The sequence below is a fragment of the Staphylococcus nepalensis genome (assembly GCF_014635045.1).
In the GTDB taxonomy this organism is placed as follows: domain Bacteria; phylum Bacillota; class Bacilli; order Staphylococcales; family Staphylococcaceae; genus Staphylococcus; species Staphylococcus nepalensis.
This window is the reverse complement of record NZ_BMCF01000004.1, coordinates 105,667-125,604: the sequence shown is the minus strand read 5'-3', so window position 1 is coordinate 125,604 and position 19,938 is coordinate 105,667. Positions and strand designations below refer to the sequence as shown.

At 33.6% G+C, this 19,938-nt stretch carries 16 protein-coding genes, 2 pseudogenes and 1 riboswitch; of the genes and pseudogenes, 14 read left to right on the top strand and 4 right to left on the bottom strand.

Annotated elements, in window-relative coordinates; all coding sequences use genetic code 11:
* Positions 1–16 precede the first annotated feature (16 nt).
* The 10 genes from fapR to ffh all read left to right on the top strand — a co-directional run bounded on the left by fapR (position 17) and on the right by ffh (position 11,761).
* Complete coding sequence (fapR, locus tag IEU88_RS07660) at positions 17–586, top strand: transcription factor FapR (protein WP_103372974.1); 570 nt, start codon at positions 17–19, stop codon at positions 584–586.
* Positions 579–1,565 (top strand): phosphate acyltransferase PlsX, encoded by a 987-nt coding sequence (gene plsX, locus IEU88_RS07655; protein ID WP_103372975.1) that lies wholly within the window; start codon positions 579–581, stop codon positions 1,563–1,565. The genes fapR and plsX overlap by 8 nt, the downstream gene beginning before the upstream one ends.
* Positions 1,558–2,484, top strand: coding sequence for an ACP S-malonyltransferase (fabD, locus tag IEU88_RS07650; RefSeq protein WP_096810125.1), 927 nt, complete (start codon positions 1,558–1,560; stop codon positions 2,482–2,484). The genes plsX and fabD overlap by 8 nt, the downstream gene beginning before the upstream one ends.
* A complete protein-coding gene (gene fabG, locus IEU88_RS07645; RefSeq protein ID WP_096810124.1) occupies positions 2,477–3,214 on the top strand; it encodes a 3-oxoacyl-[acyl-carrier-protein] reductase in 738 nt (245 codons plus the stop codon). The genes fabD and fabG overlap by 8 nt, the downstream gene beginning before the upstream one ends.
* Before the next feature lie 240 nt (positions 3,215–3,454).
* Complete coding sequence (locus tag IEU88_RS07640) at positions 3,455–3,688, top strand: acyl carrier protein (RefSeq protein ID WP_019467939.1); 234 nt, start codon at positions 3,455–3,457, stop codon at positions 3,686–3,688.
* Between the two features lie 310 nt (positions 3,689–3,998).
* On the top strand, positions 3,999–4,715 hold the full coding sequence (rnc, locus tag IEU88_RS07635) for a ribonuclease III (RefSeq protein WP_369967697.1): 717 nt from the start codon (positions 3,999–4,001) through the stop codon (positions 4,713–4,715).
* 531 nt (positions 4,716–5,246) lie between these two features.
* A complete protein-coding gene (gene smc / locus IEU88_RS07630; protein ID WP_103373754.1) occupies positions 5,247–8,816 on the top strand; it encodes a chromosome segregation protein SMC in 3,570 nt (1,189 codons plus the stop codon).
* Positions 8,813–10,048 carry a signal recognition particle-docking protein FtsY gene (gene ftsY / locus IEU88_RS07625; RefSeq protein ID WP_103373753.1) on the top strand — a complete coding sequence of 412 codons (1,236 nt, stop codon included), beginning with the start codon at positions 8,813–8,815 and terminating at the stop codon, positions 10,046–10,048. The genes smc and ftsY overlap by 4 nt, the downstream gene beginning before the upstream one ends.
* Positions 10,035–10,367 carry a putative DNA-binding protein gene (locus IEU88_RS07620; RefSeq protein WP_096810118.1) on the top strand — a complete coding sequence of 111 codons (333 nt, stop codon included), beginning with the start codon at positions 10,035–10,037 and terminating at the stop codon, positions 10,365–10,367. The genes ftsY and IEU88_RS07620 overlap by 14 nt, the downstream gene beginning before the upstream one ends.
* Before the next feature lie 26 nt (positions 10,368–10,393).
* Positions 10,394–11,761: a signal recognition particle protein gene (gene ffh, locus IEU88_RS07615; protein ID WP_096810117.1), complete on the top strand. Its 1,368-nt coding sequence runs from the start codon at positions 10,394–10,396 to the stop codon at positions 11,759–11,761.
* Positions 11,762–11,811: 50 nt separating this feature from the next.
* Here the strand turns inward: ffh and IEU88_RS07610 are convergent.
* The 3 genes and pseudogenes from IEU88_RS07610 to IEU88_RS07600 all read right to left on the bottom strand — a co-directional run.
* Positions 11,812–12,929 (bottom strand): annotated as a pseudogene (locus IEU88_RS07610) (transposase); the annotation flags it as partial.
* Positions 12,927–13,656 (bottom strand): annotated as a pseudogene (locus IEU88_RS07605) (LLM class flavin-dependent oxidoreductase); the annotation flags it as partial. The pseudogenes IEU88_RS07610 and IEU88_RS07605, both read right to left, overlap by 3 nt.
* Positions 13,657–13,724: 68 nt before the next feature.
* Complete coding sequence (locus tag IEU88_RS07600; RefSeq protein ID WP_096810116.1) at positions 13,725–14,477, bottom strand: 3-oxoacyl-ACP reductase; 753 nt, start codon at positions 14,475–14,477, stop codon at positions 13,725–13,727.
* A gap of 107 nt (positions 14,478–14,584) precedes the next feature.
* Positions 14,585–14,685: riboswitch (TPP riboswitch) on the bottom strand.
* A gap of 200 nt (positions 14,686–14,885) precedes the next feature.
* Here IEU88_RS07600 and rpsP point away from each other — a divergent pair.
* The 4 genes from rpsP (at position 14,886) to rplS (ending at position 17,240) form a co-directional block, all read left to right on the top strand.
* Entirely contained in the window at positions 14,886–15,152 is a 267-nt protein-coding gene (gene rpsP / locus IEU88_RS07595; protein WP_096810115.1) for a 30S ribosomal protein S16, read from the top strand.
* A 390-nt stretch (positions 15,153–15,542) separates the two neighbouring features.
* Positions 15,543–16,049 carry a ribosome maturation factor RimM gene (gene rimM / locus IEU88_RS07590; RefSeq protein ID WP_103373608.1) on the top strand — a complete coding sequence of 169 codons (507 nt, stop codon included), beginning with the start codon at positions 15,543–15,545 and terminating at the stop codon, positions 16,047–16,049.
* The gene (gene trmD / locus IEU88_RS07585) at positions 16,049–16,786 is read left to right on the top strand and encodes a tRNA (guanosine(37)-N1)-methyltransferase TrmD (protein WP_103373607.1); all 738 of its coding nucleotides are present in this window, start codon (positions 16,049–16,051) and stop codon (positions 16,784–16,786) included. The genes rimM and trmD overlap by 1 nt, the downstream gene beginning before the upstream one ends.
* 103 nt (positions 16,787–16,889) lie before the next feature.
* Complete coding sequence (rplS, locus tag IEU88_RS07580; RefSeq protein WP_019468465.1) at positions 16,890–17,240, top strand: 50S ribosomal protein L19; 351 nt, start codon at positions 16,890–16,892, stop codon at positions 17,238–17,240.
* Positions 17,241–17,298: 58 nt separating this feature from the next.
* On the opposite strand, the gene IEU88_RS07575 is transcribed toward rplS, so the two are convergent.
* Entirely contained in the window at positions 17,299–19,926 is a 2,628-nt protein-coding gene (locus IEU88_RS07575) for a YfhO family protein (protein WP_103373606.1), read from the bottom strand.
* Between the last annotated feature and the right edge of the window lie 12 nt (positions 19,927–19,938).

Below are 19,938 nucleotides of genomic sequence, written 5' to 3'. Positions count from 1 at the left end.
AGGGAGATAGAATACTATGAAGTTAAAAAAACAGGAACGTCGTGAGGCAATTAAAAAAGAAATAGAAAAAAACCCCTTTATTACGGATCTTGATTTGAGTATTCTTTTTTCGGTCAGTATTCAAACAATTAGATTGGATCGTACATACTTAAATATTCCCGAGTTAAGAAAAAGAATTAAATCTGTTGCTAGAAAAAATCACGAAAGTATTCGATCTATTGATGGAAGTGAAATCATAGGTGATGTGATCAACGTAGAACCAGATCATCAAGCGATCTCTCTTATTAATATTGATGAAGATTCAGTATTTACTAGAAATGAGATTGCTAGAGGGCATGTATTATTTGCTCAAGCTAATTCACTATGTGTGGCACTTATACATAAACCAGTTGTGTTAACTAAAGAAAGTAACGTTACATTTTTAAAACAAGTTAAGTTAAATGATACAGTACGTGCAGAAGCAAAGGCTGTTGAAATAACAAATAAATATTTCATGATAAAAGTATGTTCGTACGTCAAAGATACTTTGGTATTTAAGGGTACTTTTAAAATGTATTATACAAGTGAGGATGAACAAAATGGTTAAAATAGCTATCGACATGATGGGTGGCGATGATGCGCCTGGCATCGTTCTTGAAGCTGTTGAAAAAGCGGTCAAAGATTTTAAAGATTTAGAAATAATATTATTCGGTGACCAAAATAAATGTGACATTAACCACGGACGCGTGGAAGTGCGTCACTGTACAGAAGCGATAACAATGGAAGACGAACCTGTTAGAGCAATCAAAAGAAAAAAAGATAGTTCAATTGTGCGTATGGCAGAAGCGGTGAAATCTGGTGAAGCGGACGGTTGTGTTTCAGCAGGAAACACGGGCGCTTTAATGTCTGCTGGATTATTTATCGTAGGTAGAATAAAAGGTGTTGAAAGACCAGCATTAGTATTAACTTTACCAACTGTTTCAGGTAAAGGTTTCGTATTTATGGATGTAGGCGCAAATGCTGATGCAAAAGCAGAGCATTTATTACAATATGCACAATTAGGTAATATTTATGCACAAAAAATCCGAAATATTGAACAACCTTCTGTTGCATTACTTAATATTGGTACAGAAGCAGCAAAAGGAAATACATTAACTAAAAAAGCATATCACTTAATGGAAGAACAACAAGGTTTTCATTTTTCTGGAAATGTTGAAGCTAAAGCATTAATGGATGATGCTGCAGACGTAGTTGTAACAGATGGTTATACTGGAAATATGATTCTAAAAAATCTAGAAGGTGTAGCAAAATCTATAGGAAAAATGCTTAAATCTACGCTTTTGAGTAGTTTTAAAAACAAATTAGCAGCGCTTGTGTTGCGTAAAGATTTGAATGATTTAACTTCGAAAATGGATTATGCCGAGTATGGCGGTTCAGTATTGTTAGGGTTAAATGGTATTGTCGTGAAAGCGCATGGTAGTTCAAATGCAAAAGCATTTTATTCAGCGATTCGTCAAGCTAAAGTTGCTGGAGAATTAAGCATTGTAAATACAATGAGAGAAACGGTGGGGACAGAAAATGGGTAAAACAGCAATTATTTTCCCAGGACAAGGATCACAAAAAGTTGGTATGGCTAACGACTTATTTAACAATGATGAAAAAGCTACGTCTATTCTTAATGAAGCTCAAGCGCAAATGGACTTTGATATTCTAGAAACTATGTTTGAAGATGTTGAAGACAAATTAGGCCAAACTGAAAATACACAACCTGCTTTATTAACTCACAGTATAGCATTATTAAACGCGTTAGAGCACGTTGATGTAGATTATACGATGGGACATAGCTTAGGAGAATATGCAAGCTTAGTAGCAAGTGGTGTATTGAATTTTGAAGATGCGGTGAAAATTGTTCGCAAACGTGGGCAACTCATGGCAGCTGCTTTTCCAGATGGTGTAGGTAGTATGGCAGCTGTGTTGGGTCTCGACTACAATGAGGTGGATGAAATTTGTAAAGAACTTTCGACAGATGATGAAATCATTGAACCAGCGAATATAAATGCGCCTGGACAAATTGTTGTTTCAGGCCATAAAACATTGATCGATAAACTTGCTGCTGAAGGGAAGTCCATGGGTGCTAAACGCGTGATGACTTTAGCAGTATCTGGTCCTTTCCATTCATCAATGATGCAAGTGATTGAAGCAGACTTTGCCAACTATATTGAACAATTTGAATGGCGTGATGCATCATTTCCAGTCGTTCAAAATGTAAACGCTAAAGGTGAAACGAATGCTAAAACAATTAAAGATAATATGATTAAACAATTGTATTCTCCAGTTCAATTTATAGATTCAACAAAATGGTTAATCGACCAAGGCGTTGATCATTTTATCGAAATTGGGCCTGGTAAAGTACTTTCAGGTTTAATTAAAAAGCTAAGTAAAGATGTAAAACTTACTTCAATTCAAACATTAGAAGATGTAAAAGGGTGGAATGAAAATGACTAAAAATGCATTAGTAACTGGAGCATCTAGAGGTATCGGCCGTAGTATAGCAGTTGAATTAGCTGAGGAAGGCTACAATGTTGTTGTTAATTACGCTGGGAATAAAGCAAAAGCAGATGCTGTGGTAGAAGAAATCAAAGCAAAAGGTGTAGAAAGTTTTGCGATTCAAGCTAACGTTGCAAATGGTGATGAAGTAAAAGCAATGATTAAAGAAGTTGTTAGTCAGTTTGGTACAGTGGATGTACTTGTTAATAATGCTGGTATAACAAGAGATAATTTATTAATGCGCATGAAAGAAAGTGAATGGGATGACGTTATTGATACTAATTTAAAAGGCGTATTTAATTGTATCCAAAAAGTAACGCCACAAATGTTAAGACAAAAAAGCGGATCAATTATCAATTTATCCAGCGTAGTTGGGGCAGTAGGAAATCCTGGACAAGCTAATTATGTAGCGACAAAAGCAGGTGTGATTGGCTTAACAAAATCAGCAGCCAAAGAACTTGCTTCAAGAAATATTACAGTGAATGCTGTCGCGCCAGGATTTATCGTATCTGATATGACTGATGCGTTAAGTGAAGATCTTAAAGATCAAATGCTTGAACAAATTCCATTATCAAGATTCGGAGAGGATAAAGATATCGCTAATACTGTGTCATTTTTAGCATCAGATAAAGCGAAATATATCACTGGTCAAACGATACACGTTAACGGTGGCATGTTTATGGAATAATATGCCAGACGACGTGAAAATCATTTTTGTATCACTTGAAGTGACTTGAAAATGTATGGCATGCTCTAAGGTATATGATGCATTCAATACTCGTTTTTAATTGAAAAGCATCTAAAAAATTGTGGTTCAATAAATTATATTTATAACAACCCCATTTCATTAAATACTACTTGTATTTCGATTGATAACATGGGAAAATATAAAAGTCTATTATAGACTTTTTAAAGGAGGTGAATCGACGTGGAAAACTTCGACAAAGTAAAAGATATCATCGTTGACCGCTTAGGTGTTGACGCTGAAAAAGTAACTCAAGATGCTTCATTTAAAGATGATTTGGGCGCTGACTCACTTGATATTGCTGAATTAGTTATGGAATTAGAAGATGAATTTGGTACTGAAATTCCAGATGAAGAAGCAGAAAAAATCAACACTGTTGGTGATGCAGTTAACTTTATCAATAGTATGGAAAAATAATGAGCAAATATCTGAGTCGTGGATTTTACGGCTCAGATTTTTTATTTTAAAAAGAATTTAGTAAAAATTTGTTGTTTTTGAAACGTTGCCACCTATTTCTGTATGATTTAGAGGTTAGCATAGGAAGTTTAGGCAAAATTGCTTACTAGAAAATATAACACCTGTTGGGCTTTTTATTTATGGATAAAATAGCGCATCATTAACAGTTTTTCCTTTAGTTTTATAATAAATTCACGTAAAATGTAAATGCATAAGTACAATCAAAATTAAGATTGACTGAGGAGGAAATGTATTGGCGAATCATAAAAAAATGGAAATGGTTAAAGCATTCCAAGAAAAATTTTCTAAAAAAATGCAAGAATTAGATTTACCCTTTGATAAGGTGGATTTATACCAACAAGCCTTTTCACATTCGAGCTTCATTAATGATTTTAATATGAATCGATTAGAACATAATGAACGTTTAGAGTTTTTAGGAGACGCGGTATTAGAATTGACGGTTTCACGCTATTTGTTTGATAAATATCCAGAGTTGCCTGAAGGTAATTTAACGAAAATGCGTGCGACAATTGTTTGTGAGCCCTCACTTGTAATATTCGCAAATAAAATTGAATTGCATGACCTAATCTTATTGGGTAAAGGGGAAGAAAAAACAGGAGGCAGAACAAGACCCTCTCTTGTATCAGATGCCTTTGAAGCATTTGTAGGTGCACTATATTTAGACCAAGGATTAACGTCGGTGTGGAAATTTGCAGAGAATGTTATATTCCCATTTGTAGAAGAAGATGAGTTAGATGGCGTCGTTGATTTTAAAACGCAGTTCCAAGAGTTTGTGCATCGACAAAATAAAGGTGATGTAACTTATCGTTTAGTAAATGAGGAAGGACCAGCACATCACCGTTTATTTACTTCTGAAGTTATTTTAGAAAACAAGCCTGTAGCATTAGGCAAAGGCAAAACGAAAAAAGAATCAGAACAACAAGCTGCAGAAAGTGCTTATAAACTTCTGAAAAATAAAGAATTATAATAACAAATAGTAAAGCATTGTGTGAACTATACAACATTAATGCAAACTTTCATAATATATGATAAATAAAATTTAATTAAACATTAGTAAAAATAAACGAATGTATAAGTATTTCTAAAAGACGAATCATAATGAACTTGTTATAAATACTGGAATATAATATTAAATTATAACTGTACAATAGATGTTGAGATTTAAGCGTATTTGTACCAAATTTATTGACACGTTAATTATGCGAGGATGAGTAGATGGGGTTAAGACAGAAATTTAAACTTTTTAAAAAATTCGTTGTCTTCCTGAGGCATTGATGACTAGGAAAAACGCTTAAGCTAAGAGTATTACATAGTTCTAAGTATACACATAAACGATGTTAACTTTAAGATGGATAGCTATAGAAGGCATTCTTTTACAATAGTACTTTAAAGTTTGATATAAAGTGCTTCAAACTAGTCACAATTACTAATTTTATATTTGCATATATAAGCCCCAGTTTCTATCCCGCACCTAAGAAACACTTTAAAGGAGAATAGCATGGTATATTTGAAATCAATTGATGCCTTTGGCTTTAAATCATTTGCTGAACATACCAACGTACAGTTTGATGAAGGCGTCACAGCAATAGTAGGACCTAATGGTAGTGGTAAGAGTAATATTACGGATGCAATCAAGTGGGTGTTAGGCGAACAATCTGCTAAATCACTACGTGGTGCTAAAATGGAAGATATTATTTTTTCCGGTGCTGAACATAGAAAAGCTCAAAATTTTGCTGAAGTAAGATTAAAATTAGACAATAGTTCAGGTAAGTTAAATGTTGATACACAAGAACTGGCTGTGACACGTCGTTTATACCGCAGTGGAGAAAGTGAATATTATTTAAATAACGATCGTGCAAGGCTCAAAGACATTATCGAACTATTTTTAGATTCAGGATTAGGTAAAGAAGCATTTAGTATTATATCTCAAGGTCGGGTTGATGAAATACTCAATGCTAAGCCAATTGATAGAAGACAAATACTAGAAGAATCTGCGGGTGTTTTAAAATATAAAAAAAGAAAAGCTAATTCTGTTCAAAAATTAGATCAAACAGAAGATAACCTTACACGTGTAGAAGATATTTTGTATGATTTAGAAGGTCGCGTCGAACCTTTACGAGAGGAAGCGGCAATTGCAAAAGAATACAAACATTTATCTAATGAAATGGAAAAAAGTGATGTATTAGTAACGGTTTATGATATTGAACAATATAGCCAAAATATTCATGAGCTCGATGAAAATTTAAATCATTTGAAAAGTCAACAAGCTGCAAAAGATGCAGAAAAAGTACAACACACACAAGCACTAAATAAATATAAATCTGAACGACAGCAATTAGATGAAAAAATAGAATCATTGAATTACCAACTCGTTAAGGCAACAGAAGAAGTCGAAAAATTTGCTGGTCAATTAAATGTGTTGGAAGAACGTAAAAAAAATCAATCACAAACCAACGCGCGTTTTGAAGAAGAACAAGAAAGCCTCGAGATTCAAATTACGAATATCCAACAAGAGCAAGTAGATGCGAAAGAACAACTTACGCAGTTAAAAGAGAAACAAAAAGCGTTGAATGAAGAAATACAACAATATGAATCACAACTCTATGTATCTGATGAACAACATGACGAAAAATTAGAAGCAATTAAAGATGAGTATTACCAACTTATATCAGAACAATCAGATGTTAATAATGACATTCGCTTTTTAGAACATACAATTCAAGAAAATGAAAATAAGCAATCTCGACTTGATTCTCGACTATTAGATGCATATAAAGAATTAAAAAACATTCAAAATCAAATTAGCGAAACAGAGAAACAAAGTATGATCGCGCATAAAGATTTTAAAAAAGCGGAAAATCATTTGGCCGAATATGAAAAGAAATTAACACGACTAAAGAATCAACAAAACGAGCATGAAGAAAAGCTACACCAAGCTTATAGGTTTAATGAGAAATTAAAATCACGTATTGATAGTTTAGCAACACAACAAGAAGAATATAGTTATTTCTTTAATGGCGTAAAACATATATTGAAGGCTAAAAACAATAAATTATCTGGTATACGAGGCGCAGTTGCAGAAATAATCAATGTGCCATCCAATTTAACTAAAGCAATCGAAACGGCACTTGGTGCTTCTTTACAACATATTATTGTAGATTCTGAAAAGGATGGCCGACAAGCAATACAATATTTAAAACAGAACGGACTCGGTAGAGCGACATTTTTACCATTAAATGTTATTCAACCACGTCACGTAGCACATGATATTTTAAATATAACGGAAAACGCTACTGGGTTTATCAATATTGCATCAAACGCGATACAAGTTGAAGCGGATTATAAACATATTATCCAAAACCTGCTTGGTAATACAATAATTGTAGATAATTTAAAAAATGCCAATGAATTAGCGAGACAAATTCGTTATCGCACACGCATTGTAACGCTCGAAGGAGATATCGTAAATCCCGGAGGTTCAATGACTGGTGGTGGCGAACGTAAAACAAAGAGCATACTATCTCAAAAAGATGAACTTTCGACTATGCGTGCCCAATTAGAGGATTACCAGCAACAAACTGTTACATTTGAAAAGCAATTTCAAGCTATTAAAGAAGAATCTGAGGCGTTAAGTAATACTTATTTTGATACAAGTCAACATTATAATGCCATAAAACAGCGTGCTCATGAGTATGATTTAGAACTGGATAGATTACGTAAACAAGAAGCACATTTAAAAAATGAACACGAAGAATTTGAATTTGAAAAAAATGATGGCTACCAAAGCGAAACGAGTAAGCAAACATTAAATGAAAAAAAAGAACAGTTAGCAATCATTAAAAAACAATTGCAAAAATTAGAAGGCGACATCCATCTTTATACAAAACTGTCTAAAGAAGGTAAAGAAAGCACAACGCAAATACAACAAAAATTACATCAAAAACAATCTGATTTAGCAGTGATTAAAGAGAGATTAAGCGCTCAAAAACAATCTGAAAAGAGATTAAATAATCAACTGACACAACTCACAGATCAAAAGCAAAAACTAAAAGAACAGATTGAATTATTTAATTCGGATGAAATGACCGGGGAAAAAGCTTTTAAAACAATTCAAAACAACATTGAACAAAGTAAAAGTGATAAGAACCAATTAACGGAAGATTTAGAAACTGTTAAATCACAAAGACAATCGTTGAATGATACAATCGAAGTGACAGAACAGAAATTACAAGAAGCAAACCAAGATATTTTATCAATCGAAAATCGTTACCAAGACATTAAAGCTGAGCAATCTCGTTTAGATGTATTAATTAACCATGCGATTGATCATCTCAGTGAGCAATACCATCTGACATATGAACGTGCAAGCACATTATACACTTTAGAAGAAGACATTGAATCGTTGCGTAAAAAAGTTAAATTAACTAAAATGTCAATCGAAGAATTAGGTCCTGTAAATTTAAATGCAATTGAGCAGTTTGAAGAAATTAATGAACGTTACACATTCTTAAATGATCAACGTGCAGATTTAAGAGCTGCTAAAGCAACTTTAGAACAGCTAATAGAAGAAATGGATAAAGAGGTAAAAGATAGATTTAAAACTACCTTTCATGCAGTACAAAGCCATTTTTCAGAAGTATTTAAATCATTATTCGGTGGTGGACAGGCGGAATTACGTCTGACAGATGATGATTATTTATCAGCAGGTGTAGATATTATCGTACAACCTCCTGGTAAAAAATTACAAAACTTATCGCTATTAAGTGGCGGTGAGCGTGCTTTAAGTGCGATTGCTTTGCTATTTGCAATTTTAAAGGTAAGGTCTGCGCCATTTGTTATTTTAGATGAGGTTGAAGCTGCGTTAGATGAGGCCAATGTGATACGTTATGCACAATATTTAAAAGAATTGTCGAGTCAAACTCAGTTTATTGTTATAACGCACCGTAAAGGCACGATGGAGTTCTCTGATTGCTTATATGGTGTAACGATGCAGGAATCAGGCGTATCAAAATTAGTAAGTGTCAATTTAAACACTATTGATGAGGTCATGAAGGAGGAACAAGTATGAGCTTTTTCAAACGATTAAAGGATAAATTTACATCTTCTACAGAAAAACATAATCAGGACGAGCTAAACGAAGCGCAACAATCCGAATTAGATGCAGAACAATCTCAAGTATCAGAGGAACCACAAGAAAAAAATAAAAAACCCAAGAAATTAAAAGAAGCAGATTTTGATGACGACGGCTTAATCTCAATTGAAGATTTTGAAGAAATTGAAGCACAACAATTAGGAGCAAAATTTAGAGCTGGTTTAGAAAAATCACGTGAGAATTTCCAAGAACAATTAAATAGTTTAATTGCACGATACCGTAAAGTAGATGAAGATTTCTTTGAAGCGTTAGAAGAAATGTTAATTACTGCAGATGTTGGGTTTAATACAGTAATGGAACTTGTTGAAGAGTTACGTACAGAGGCGCAACGTCGTAATATTTCTGAAACAGAAGATTTACGAGAAGTTATTGTGGAAAAAATCGTTGAAATATACCACCAAGATGATGAACATTCAGAGATTATGAACATTGAAAACGAAGAATTAAATGTTATTTTAATGGTAGGCGTTAATGGTGTTGGGAAAACAACAACGATAGGTAAATTAGCGCATCGTTACCAAGCTGAAGGTAAAAAAGTAATGCTTGCAGCTGGTGATACATTCAGAGCTGGAGCAATCGAACAACTCAAAATTTGGGGAGATCGTGTTGGCGTCGAGGTAATGAGCCAAAAAGAAGGTTCCGACCCAGCAGCTGTTATGTATGATGCAATTAATGCAGCTAAAAGTAAAGGTGTGGATATTCTCATTTGTGATACTGCAGGTCGTTTACAAAATAAATCTAATTTAATGAATGAATTAGAAAAAGTCAAACGTGTCATAGGTCGAGCAGTACCTGAGGCACCACATGAAGTTTTACTTTGCTTAGACGCAACCACTGGACAAAATGCATTATCTCAAGCTAAATCATTCAAAGAAGTTACCAATGTAACTGGTATTGTGTTGACTAAATTAGACGGTACTGCAAAAGGTGGTATTGTATTAGCGATACGTAATGAACTTAAAATACCAGTTAAGTATGTAGGTTTAGGTGAAAAATTAGATGATTTACAACCATTTAACCCCGAAAGTTATGTATATGGATTATTTGCAGATATGATCGAACAAAATGTTGATAGTTCAGATAAATCTGAAGATCATTCAGATAATAGTAATGAACAGAATGAAGGGCATACAGATGAGCCAAAATGATTTAATTAAAACAATACGTATGAATTATTTGTTTGATTTTTATCAAGCACTATTAACGGATAAGCAACGTAATTACCTAGAACTATTTTATTTACAAGATTATTCTTTAAGCGAGATTGCTGATACATTTGATGTGAGCCGTCAAGCAGTGTATGATAACATAAGAAGAACTGGTGATTTAGTAGAAGATTATGAAGCTAAATTAGGCCTTTATCAAAACTTTGAAAAACGTCAAAATATATATGAACAAATGAAACAATACGTTAATGATCCAGAAAAAATAAAACAGTATCTTCAATCACTTGAAGATTTAGAATAATAGAACACATAAAGGAGGGTATTGATATGGCATTTGAAGGACTGTCCGATCGTCTTCAAGGGACGATGCAAAAAATCCGAGGCAAAGGAAAAGTGACAGAAGCAGATATTAAATTGATGATGCGAGAAGTCAGACTGGCATTACTTGAAGCCGATGTTAACTTTAAAGTTGTAAAAGATTTTGTCAAAACCGTATCAGAACGAGCTTTAGGTTCAGATGTAATGAAATCATTAACACCTGGGCAACAAGTTATTAAGATTGTACAAGAAGAATTAACACAACTGATGGGTGGCGAAAATGCTACAATTCAGATGGCTAATAAACCACCAACAGTAGTGATGATGGTTGGTTTACAAGGTGCAGGTAAAACAACGACCGCTGGTAAATTAGCATTATTAATGCGTAAAAAATATAACAAAAAACCTTTATTAGTAGCAGCAGATATTTACCGTCCAGCTGCGATTGATCAGTTACAGACTGTAGGTAAACAAATTGATATTCCTGTCTATAGCGAAGGAGATCAAGTAAAACCGCAACAAATAGTAGAAAATGCAATTAAACATGCTAAAGAAGCACATTTAGACTTTGTGATTATTGATACTGCAGGTCGTTTACATGTGGATGAAGCATTGATGGAAGAATTAAGTGATGTTAAAGAGATTACACAACCAGATGAGATTATGCTTGTTGTGGATGCTATGACTGGTCAAGATGCAGTTAATGTCGCCCAATCTTTTGATGAACAGTTAGAGGTTTCAGGTGTTACGTTGACTAAATTAGATGGCGATACACGTGGTGGTGCTGCATTATCAATTAGAGCGGTAACACAAAAACCAATTAAATTTGTTGGTATGAGTGAAAAATTAGATGGCTTAGAACCCTTCCATCCAGAACGTATGGCATCACGTATATTAGGTATGGGTGATGTGTTAAGCTTAATTGAAAAAGCACAGCAAGATGTGGATGAAGACAAAGCCAAAGATTTAGAAAAGAAAATGCGTACGTCGTCATTTACATTAGAAGATTTCTTAGGACAATTAGATCAAGTGAAAAATCTTGGCCCGTTAGATGATGTTATGAAAATGATTCCTGGTATGAACAAGATGAAAGGTGTTAACAATTTAAATATGGATGAAAAACAAATTGACCATATCAAAGCGATTATTCAATCTATGACACCGAATGAGCGTAACAATCCAGAAACATTGAATGTATCCCGTAAAAAACGTATTGCTAAAGGTTCTGGTCGAACTGTCCAAGAAGTCAATAGACTAATGAAACAATTTAATGAGATGAAGAAAATGATGAAACAATTTTCTGGTGGCGGTAAAGGCAAAAAAGGTAAACGTAAACAAATGGAAAATATGCTTAACGGTATGAACTTGCCATTTTAATGTTTGCTTAAAAGACCAACCAAATGGATTAAACGAATACGTATGGAATATCAATACCTACGCTTAAAAGAAAAATTTGAGGCCGGGACATAAAGTTCTTGGACAAGAGAGAAGGCAATTTCTATTGAAATAATATAGAAATTGCCTTTTTCATTATTGTTTTGATTATAGTTAGCTCGTTGAGCTACTACTTTTCTTATATTAAGTGCCATTAATACAAAGCCCAGTTCTCTTTTGACTTTATTTATGCCTCTAACCGACATTCGAGTGAAACCCAAAATAGCCTTCATAAATCCAAAAACAGGTTCTACATCCATTTTTCTTTGATTGTAGATTTCTTTTGTTTCTGGTTCCGAAAGCTTTTGATTGATCTGGGCTTTGAAATATTCCCAGTTATAATTTCTCATTATTTTTTATTCGATTGTGAATTTGATTTCATACAATCGTTCTTCAGTGGACATTCTGAACAATCATCGCATTCATATAATTTAAAATCTTTCCTAAACCCATATTTATCATGGCGATAGGCATATCTTTTAAAACCAAGTCTTTTATGATTCGGGCAAATAAATTCATCATTGATTTCATCATATTCCCAATTGTGAGTATTAAAAATGTCACTTTTATATTTGTTAGTTTTATCTTTAATAAACATGCCATAAGTTATGAGCGGTGTTCGATTAAATTCATCTATAATTGCCATATAATTAGGTTCACTACCATAACCAGCATCAGCTACAATATATTCAGGTAAATGACCGTAGGTCTCTTTAATTAAAGTTAAAAGAGGAATCATTGTTCTTGTGTCTGTCGGATTTTGATACACATCATATGATAAAACAAATTGAGAATTTGTCGCTATTTGTAAATGATATCCTGGCTTAAGTTGTCCATTTTTCATATGGTCTTCTTTCATTCTCATGAAAGTCGCATCATGGTCTGTCTTAGAATAACTATTTCTATCTTGGAGTATGGCTTTTTGTGTTTTATATTTATACTTTCGTTCTGACTAAGCAGCGAATTTCTTTTTATATCTTTTGATTTCAGTTCGCTTTTGACGTGTTTGCTTTCTTAACCGAGTAGATTTTTCATGTTCAATGTAATGATTTAAATCTTCGATTTCTTTATCCAAATGAGTACCAATTAAATCTATTTCTTCTTGTGTTAATTTACAATTTAACTTCTTTCTGAAATCGTAGCCTGTTTCGCATTCCATGCTACAGCGTAAACAGCATCTGCATATTTAGTAGCTAAAGCAATGCCAGAATCTGAAGCGCCAGCTTGCATTGCGACAGGTTTACCTTGTGGGCTACTCGGCGTAGTTAAAGGGCCTTGTACATTGAAATAGTGTCCTTCATAATTTATAGCGTTAATACCATCACTATTTACTAAAATATTTTTTCCTTGTTACCCAAAAAATCTGAAACATGGCAAGATTCTAATAATTGGTTTGTTACGAATGCAAATTCATCTGCTTTTTTATAACGCTCATGATGGTCAGGTAGTCTGGACATACCGTGATTAGCCGCTTCTAAATCTGACATAGATGTGACTAAACTCCAACCTGCGCGTTCATGACTCATATAATCAAGGCTTAATAATTGTCTTGCGACGGTAAACGGATTAGAAAAAGTACTCGAAATAGTAGCAACTAATCCGATATTTTAAGTAACTTGTGGTATTGCTGCTAAATTCATTAAAGGATCAAACCAAAATGCTGGCATATCACTATCAGATTGAGCTGGGAAAGATTGGTTATCTGCAAAAAACACATCATCAAATACTCCTTGTTCTGCTATTTGGCCTAATGATTGATAATATGTTATATCACTAATGCGTCCAATGCTAGACTTAGGCATACGCCAAGCAGCTTGATGATGACCACAGCCATAAATTCAAACACCAATATTGAGATGTCGTGTATGTGTCATTGATTACTTCGACCTCCATTCCTCAATTATTTTTAATTCATTGTTAAGCCACCGTCAATGGTAAAGTTTTGACCAGTTATACCTTTGGCCTGGTCTGTAACTAAATAAGCAACCATATTTGCAACGTCTTGTGGAGATGTAACTTTACGTAATGGGGTAGTCTGTGCAATTAAATCAAATACTGCATCTGATGTTACTGCACTGGCGTCTGTAGATTTTAATAAGCCGCCAGAAACTACATTAGCATTGATGCCATATTGACCTAATTCGGCAGCGATATTTCTTGTGAAACCGATTAAGCCTGCCTTGGCTGTCGTGTATTCATGATAGGGGACGACCGGGTTTTGATATAAATTTGTTCCAATTGATAGGATGGTTCCTGATTTGTTTTGGATAAATTGTTGAATAACACTTTGCGTGACATTAAAAGCGCCTTTTAATGTACCATCAATTTGTTGTTGGTAATCCGTCCAAGATAAATCTTTAAACGATTTTTGAGAGGTAGGGTCAAACTTAAACCCTACTAGTGCATTGTTCACAACCGCATCTATTTTTCCAAAGTGAGTGGATGCTGTCGCAATTAACTGATCAACTTGTGCTCTGTCAGTGATATCTGCTTGTATTGCAAGCGCAAGGTCATTTCCGATTTCATTTACCAATTGCTTTGCCAAAGTTTCGTTCTGAACATAATTGATAATCACATTGTGGCCTTGAGCAGCTAAAGTTTTTGCAATCGTTGCGCCCAACCCCCTACTGCTACCAGTTACTAGAATTGTTTTACGCATTATTTCACTCCTAAAATAATATATTAAATAAAAAATACACAATCTTCACTAGGGAAGTTGTGTATTAAAAAGATATAGATGAAAGATTATAGATATTAAAATATCATCGTTATTTTCTAACACTTTCCTTCGCTAGTCTTGGCTAGATCAGGTTCAAAGGGTTTGAGTAAATCTCATCTCAGTTTAAAAAACACCCCTAGTGCGTGCATGATTTCATTTGTTTTCAATGTATATCTTTTCAAGCCTGATGTCAATATTGTTTCAACCCGGTAAAGTTTAAGTGTAGGGATACTATGATTAGAAAAATATATATTGGTAAAGAAGAAACGCTTTACAAAGTAGTTAATTACTGTTATTATTATTTCTTGTAGAAAATAAAAACTATGAAAATTAAAGGAGAGAATATAAATGGCAGTTAAATTACGTTTAACACGTTTAGGTTCAAAAAGAAATCCATTCTATCGTATCGTAGCAGCAGATGCTCGTGCGCCACGTGATGGTCGTAACATCGAACAAATTGGAACATATAACCCAAATAATGTGAATGCTCCAGAAGTTAAAATTGATGAAGCATTAGCATTAAAATGGTTAAAAAACGGTGCTAAACCAACAGACACTGTACACAACATTTTATCAAGAGAAGGTATCTTGAAAAAATTTGACGATCAAAAATAGTCGTTATTATTCACAAATATAAAATTTGTAAAGGCTGGGGCATGAAAAAGTGTCTCAGCCTTAAATATTATATTGGCAGTATTTGATAAAGCACTACTTATCCATGTGCTTTAGTTCATGTAATCTGTCTAACCCAAGTGATGCCTTCTAGTTAATTTCCAGGATAGTATCATGAAATTTTAGAAAAAATCGGATTGCTATTCTGTTTCATTTTCACACTGAAATAGTCTAAAAAGCATATTGACGATGTAGAAACGATATTTTAATATCATAGCAATTATAATGATTTATAATAATACAAATATTTCATGTTATAATAATTTAAGTTATAGTAAAGATGAAATCAATTATCAAAATAATTGATACACGGATATTATCGGAGGAACATATATGAAAGTTGAAATTGGTAAAATTATTAACACACATGGTATAAAAGGCGAAGTAAAAGTGAAATCCCATTCAGATTTTACTGATATACGCTTTCAACCTGGTGAATCTGTCATGATAGAACGTCAAAATGGAACGGCATTAGAATTAAAAATCGCGTCTTATCGTATGCATAAAGGATTACATATGCTTACTTTTGAAGATATCAACAACATTAATGATATTGAATATTTAAAAGGTGAAACACTTTTACAAGAACGTGACCATGAAGAAATCGAATTAGGCGAACATGAGTATTATTATTCAGATATCATCGGGTGTACTGTGTTCGATGATAAAGAAACGCCAATTGGTAGAGTAATAGAAATCTTTGAGACAGGTGCTAACGACGTGTGGGTCGTCAAAGGCGATAAAGAATACCTTATTCCTTATATAGAAGATGTTGTTAAACGTATAGATGTGGAAGGTAGACGCATCGACATTACGCCTATGGAAGGGTTGTTAGAATAATGAAAATTGATTATTTAACATTGTTTCCGCAAATGTTTGAAGGCGTATTAAATCACTCAATTTTAAAAAGAGCGCAAGATAAAGAGATGTTACAAGTTAATACTGTAGATTTTAGAAATTTTGCTGAAAATAAACATAATCAAGTAGACGACTATCCGTTTGGCGGTGGTCAAGGCATGGTACTGAAACCTGAACCTATCTTTAATGCCATGAATAGTATTGAAAAAACAGAAAGCACACGTGTGATATTAATGTGTCCGCAAGGGCGGCCATTTAACCAAGCAATTGCGCAAGAACTGAGTCAAGCAGAGCATTTAGTTTTTATTTGTGGACATTATGAGGGGTATGATGAGCGTATACGTGAGCATCTTGTGACAGATGAAATTTCTATGGGAGATTATGTATTAACAGGTGGGGAACTACCAGCAATGGTAATGACTGACGCTATAGTCAGATTAATACCAGGTGTTTTAGGAAATCAACAGTCCCATGAAGACGATTCGTTTCAAGATGGCCTATTAGAATTTCCACAATATACAAGACCGCGTTTATACAAAAACATGGATGTTCCGGAAGTATTATTATCAGGCAATCACGCCAATATTGATCAATGGCGTCATGAACAAAAAATTATACGTACTTGGGAAAAGCGTCCAGATTTATTAGCAGATTACCCACTTACAGACAAAGATAAAGATATTATAGAAAGATATAAAAAGCAATTGAAAAATGAATGACAGTGTGCTAACATAATTTAAGTGTGCGACACACGAAAATCACTATGATCCGCTGCTATATATTTGTCTAGGCAAGAACATAGGTTGAAGGAGAGAAAAAATAATGAGCAATCACAAATTAATTGAAGCAGTAACACAATCACAATTACGCACAGACTTACCTTCATTCCGTCCAGGTGACACTTTAAGAGTTCACGTACGTATTATTGAAGGTACACGCGAACGTATCCAAGTATTTGAAGGTGTAGTTATCAAACGTCGTGGTGGAGGCATTTCAGAAACTTTCACAGTACGTAAGATTTCTTCAGGTGTTGGTGTGGAACGTACATTCCCATTACACACTCCAAAAATTGAAAAAATCGAAGTTAAACGTCGCGGTAAAGTACGTCGTGCTAAATTATACTACTTACGTGAATTACGTGGTAAAGCTGCTAGAATTAAAGAAATTCGTTAATCAGTATAAAAGTTATAAAAAAGAAGCGATTCCTAAAAGGAATCGCTTCTTTTTTATATTAATTATTTTGTTTTTGAGGGTTAAGCCATTTTGTAAATATGAAACTTAAGATGATGCCAATAATACTTATAATAATCAATTTCCATATATGAGGGGGCGTATATTTAAGATTGATCGTCTCATGTCCCTGTTCTACTGGAATCACAGTCATAATTCCATTTCCTTGCTTAACAGGTAAATCTTTTCCATTATCTGTATATGCCTTCATGCCATCTCTATAAGCCATTGGTAATACGAGATAACCTTCGTCATTTTTATTTTTTTCAACCTTATAACCGCTTGCGTTTTGTGAAACTTTCACAGAATTTAATTGTTTACGTGCTTGGTTTAAAGTATTGTAATTTTCACCGTAAATGCCTTTAATATTAAATCGATAAGTACCTTTAGATAATTTGATATTTAAATCCTCAGTTGATTTAACACGCATTGTAATGGGAGTAACGAAACGTCGGTATTTATATGTTAATTTGTTTCGCTGTTGATTGTACTCATTCACGCCCACATCATGTGCTTTATCTGGTGTTAGCAATTCAACATCCATTTCTACATATAAATCCTTATATTGATTTGCTATAGAGGAGGGTAGTTGATAATTGATGCCACCTTGGTCTTTGGTTACATTTAGTTTGTTGTTTTGGATATACTGCGCGTTAATCAATTTAGATGAAGCTTGGTTTAATAAATTTTTGTTTGGCGTAAAATTTTGGTTAATAGTGGCTTTGTTATTGTTTTCAAATACCACACCTTGTAACATAGCTTGTTCTCTATCTAAAGGAGAGTCGAGATCGTTTTTGTTAAACACTTTTTTAGTTATATGTGCACTAGGGTAGTCGATTTTATTAACTGAATGAAGAAATGATGCTTCATCAGAATGCTTGATAATATCTTGTTGAGAGAAACCATAAGGCATATTCATGTCTTTTGGACGACGAATACGGTCATTTACGTCCCAAAGTGCCATTAAGTTCGCTCTATTGGAAAGTAAGCGATATGTACTATTTTTATCTGTATGCATATTGATTTGTAACGTTTTATCATAATAATTTAAAATATCTCCATCAAAAATACTAGAGTACAATGCGATACCGTTGAAATGATAAAGCATGGGTGAATTCAACCCATATTGTGACATATAATCAATTCTACTGAGAGGATTATCATGACCTTTTTTGATAGATTCTATTTTTTTTGCTAACGCTGGGCTTTTATATTTTGAGTCATGCATTGAAGAAATAGTTGATTCGTACTTTTGAATATTATTAACATAATTATTTGCTAAAATAAAACTTTGTTGAATAATGAATAACGATATAATGGCAACATACGGCCATTTTGATTTGAATAAAGATTTTTTATAAAGCAAAACGCTAATAAGTATCATTAGGATAAAACATATCAGCATCCATGACATTTCTTGTTCTTTAACGATGAATTGCATCACCAACATGATAACCAACACAGGACTACAGGCTAAAATATATGATTTTAATGTTAATTCTGAAAGATGTTGAATAAATAATGCAATTAGGCCTGCTGTGGTAAGTGCAAAAATATAAACCCAACGACGTTCTGGCGTTGAAAAGCCGTTGAACATACTATCGAAAAGCGGGGTTAATGATCCCAGAAGCATGATCCAAGTTGCAATCGCAAATAATCTATAATAGTAATGTTTGTATAGTTTAAAAGATAATAATGCAACCACTGCTATAATTGAAACAGTAATATAAAATCCATTTGTAAAAAAATGTTTTTGCCGTGCAAAGTCTGTGATAAGGCCATAATCAAAATGAGGATTACTCACCCTATCATTATTTAAAAAAGAAGAAACGCCTGTATAAAAGCCCCAGATGCCAATTAAAGTGCTCAATAAAACGGCTGTTGGAATCATCCATAGTTGTTGCTTTCTAGAAACGATGTCCTTAGCATGCGGGAATATACACCTATATAAAAAGTAAGCAAAGATAACGATAGCTTCATAATAACTGAAGTAAAAATTTGAAAAAAGTGTTAAGGCAATCGCAAAAATAAACAAGCCTATTTTCTTTTCTTTATAGAACCTTTCAATCGCTAATATGGATAGTGGAAGAAATATAAATAAATCACCATAATACGACCAAGTAAAATTAAAATAAACCAGGGTTGTTGATGCGGCGTATAACATTGCACCTAAAAAAGATGTGTAATATTTAAGTCTTATATAATTAAATAAATAAAAGGCTAGGATAAAAGTAACGACGCCTTTACAGAAAGCGACAATTAATTGGTTACTTGCCCAATATGTAATATTACTAGGGCTACTGTTAAATACGGACTCGGTAAGCCAGACAAATAAAAAGTTTATCATCACAAATGGTGAGGTCGCATAATAATAAGATAAATCTTTGATGTAGTCTCCACCTAAACCAAAAGAATGATCATAAAAACTTTTGAATTGAATGACATGTTCGTACAGATACATTTGAAAAGGCATCATTTGTCTAAAGCCATCGCCATTACCGCTAAAGACAATACCCTGAGTCAAATAGCGGTAAATATGCGGCGTGAAAGTTAATAATGCTACTGCTATTCCCATTAAAAAAATACATAAAAATCTTGTTAATTTGTGAGACCAAAGTCTATGAAACATGGTCATACCTCA

What these genes read in the sequence shown, in the direction of transcription:
- fapR (WP_103372974.1), top strand. Translation starts at nt 17, where the DNA reads ATGAAGTTAAAAAAACAGGAACGTCGTGAGGCAATTAAAAAAGAAATA.
- plsX (WP_103372975.1), top strand. Translation starts at nt 579, where the DNA reads ATGGTTAAAATAGCTATCGACATGATGGGTGGCGATGATGCGCCTGGC.
- fabD (WP_096810125.1), top strand. Translation starts at nt 1,558, where the DNA reads ATGGGTAAAACAGCAATTATTTTCCCAGGACAAGGATCACAAAAAGTT.
- fabG (WP_096810124.1), top strand. Translation starts at nt 2,477, where the DNA reads ATGACTAAAAATGCATTAGTAACTGGAGCATCTAGAGGTATCGGCCGT.
- rnc (WP_369967697.1), top strand. Translation starts at nt 3,999, where the DNA reads ATGGAAATGGTTAAAGCATTCCAAGAAAAATTTTCTAAAAAAATGCAA.
- smc (WP_103373754.1), top strand. Translation starts at nt 5,247, where the DNA reads ATGGTATATTTGAAATCAATTGATGCCTTTGGCTTTAAATCATTTGCT.
- ftsY (WP_103373753.1), top strand. Translation starts at nt 8,813, where the DNA reads ATGAGCTTTTTCAAACGATTAAAGGATAAATTTACATCTTCTACAGAA.
- IEU88_RS07620 (WP_096810118.1), top strand. Translation starts at nt 10,035, where the DNA reads ATGAGCCAAAATGATTTAATTAAAACAATACGTATGAATTATTTGTTT.
- ffh (WP_096810117.1), top strand. Translation starts at nt 10,394, where the DNA reads ATGGCATTTGAAGGACTGTCCGATCGTCTTCAAGGGACGATGCAAAAA.
- IEU88_RS07600 (WP_096810116.1), bottom strand. Translation starts at nt 14,477, where the DNA reads ATGCGTAAAACAATTCTAGTAACTGGTAGCAGTAGGGGGTTGGGCGCA.
- rpsP (WP_096810115.1), top strand. Translation starts at nt 14,886, where the DNA reads ATGGCAGTTAAATTACGTTTAACACGTTTAGGTTCAAAAAGAAATCCA.
- rimM (WP_103373608.1), top strand. Translation starts at nt 15,543, where the DNA reads ATGAAAGTTGAAATTGGTAAAATTATTAACACACATGGTATAAAAGGC.
- trmD (WP_103373607.1), top strand. Translation starts at nt 16,049, where the DNA reads ATGAAAATTGATTATTTAACATTGTTTCCGCAAATGTTTGAAGGCGTA.
- rplS (WP_019468465.1), top strand. Translation starts at nt 16,890, where the DNA reads ATGAGCAATCACAAATTAATTGAAGCAGTAACACAATCACAATTACGC.
- IEU88_RS07575 (WP_103373606.1), bottom strand. Translation starts at nt 19,926, where the DNA reads ATGTTTCATAGACTTTGGTCTCACAAATTAACAAGATTTTTATGTATT.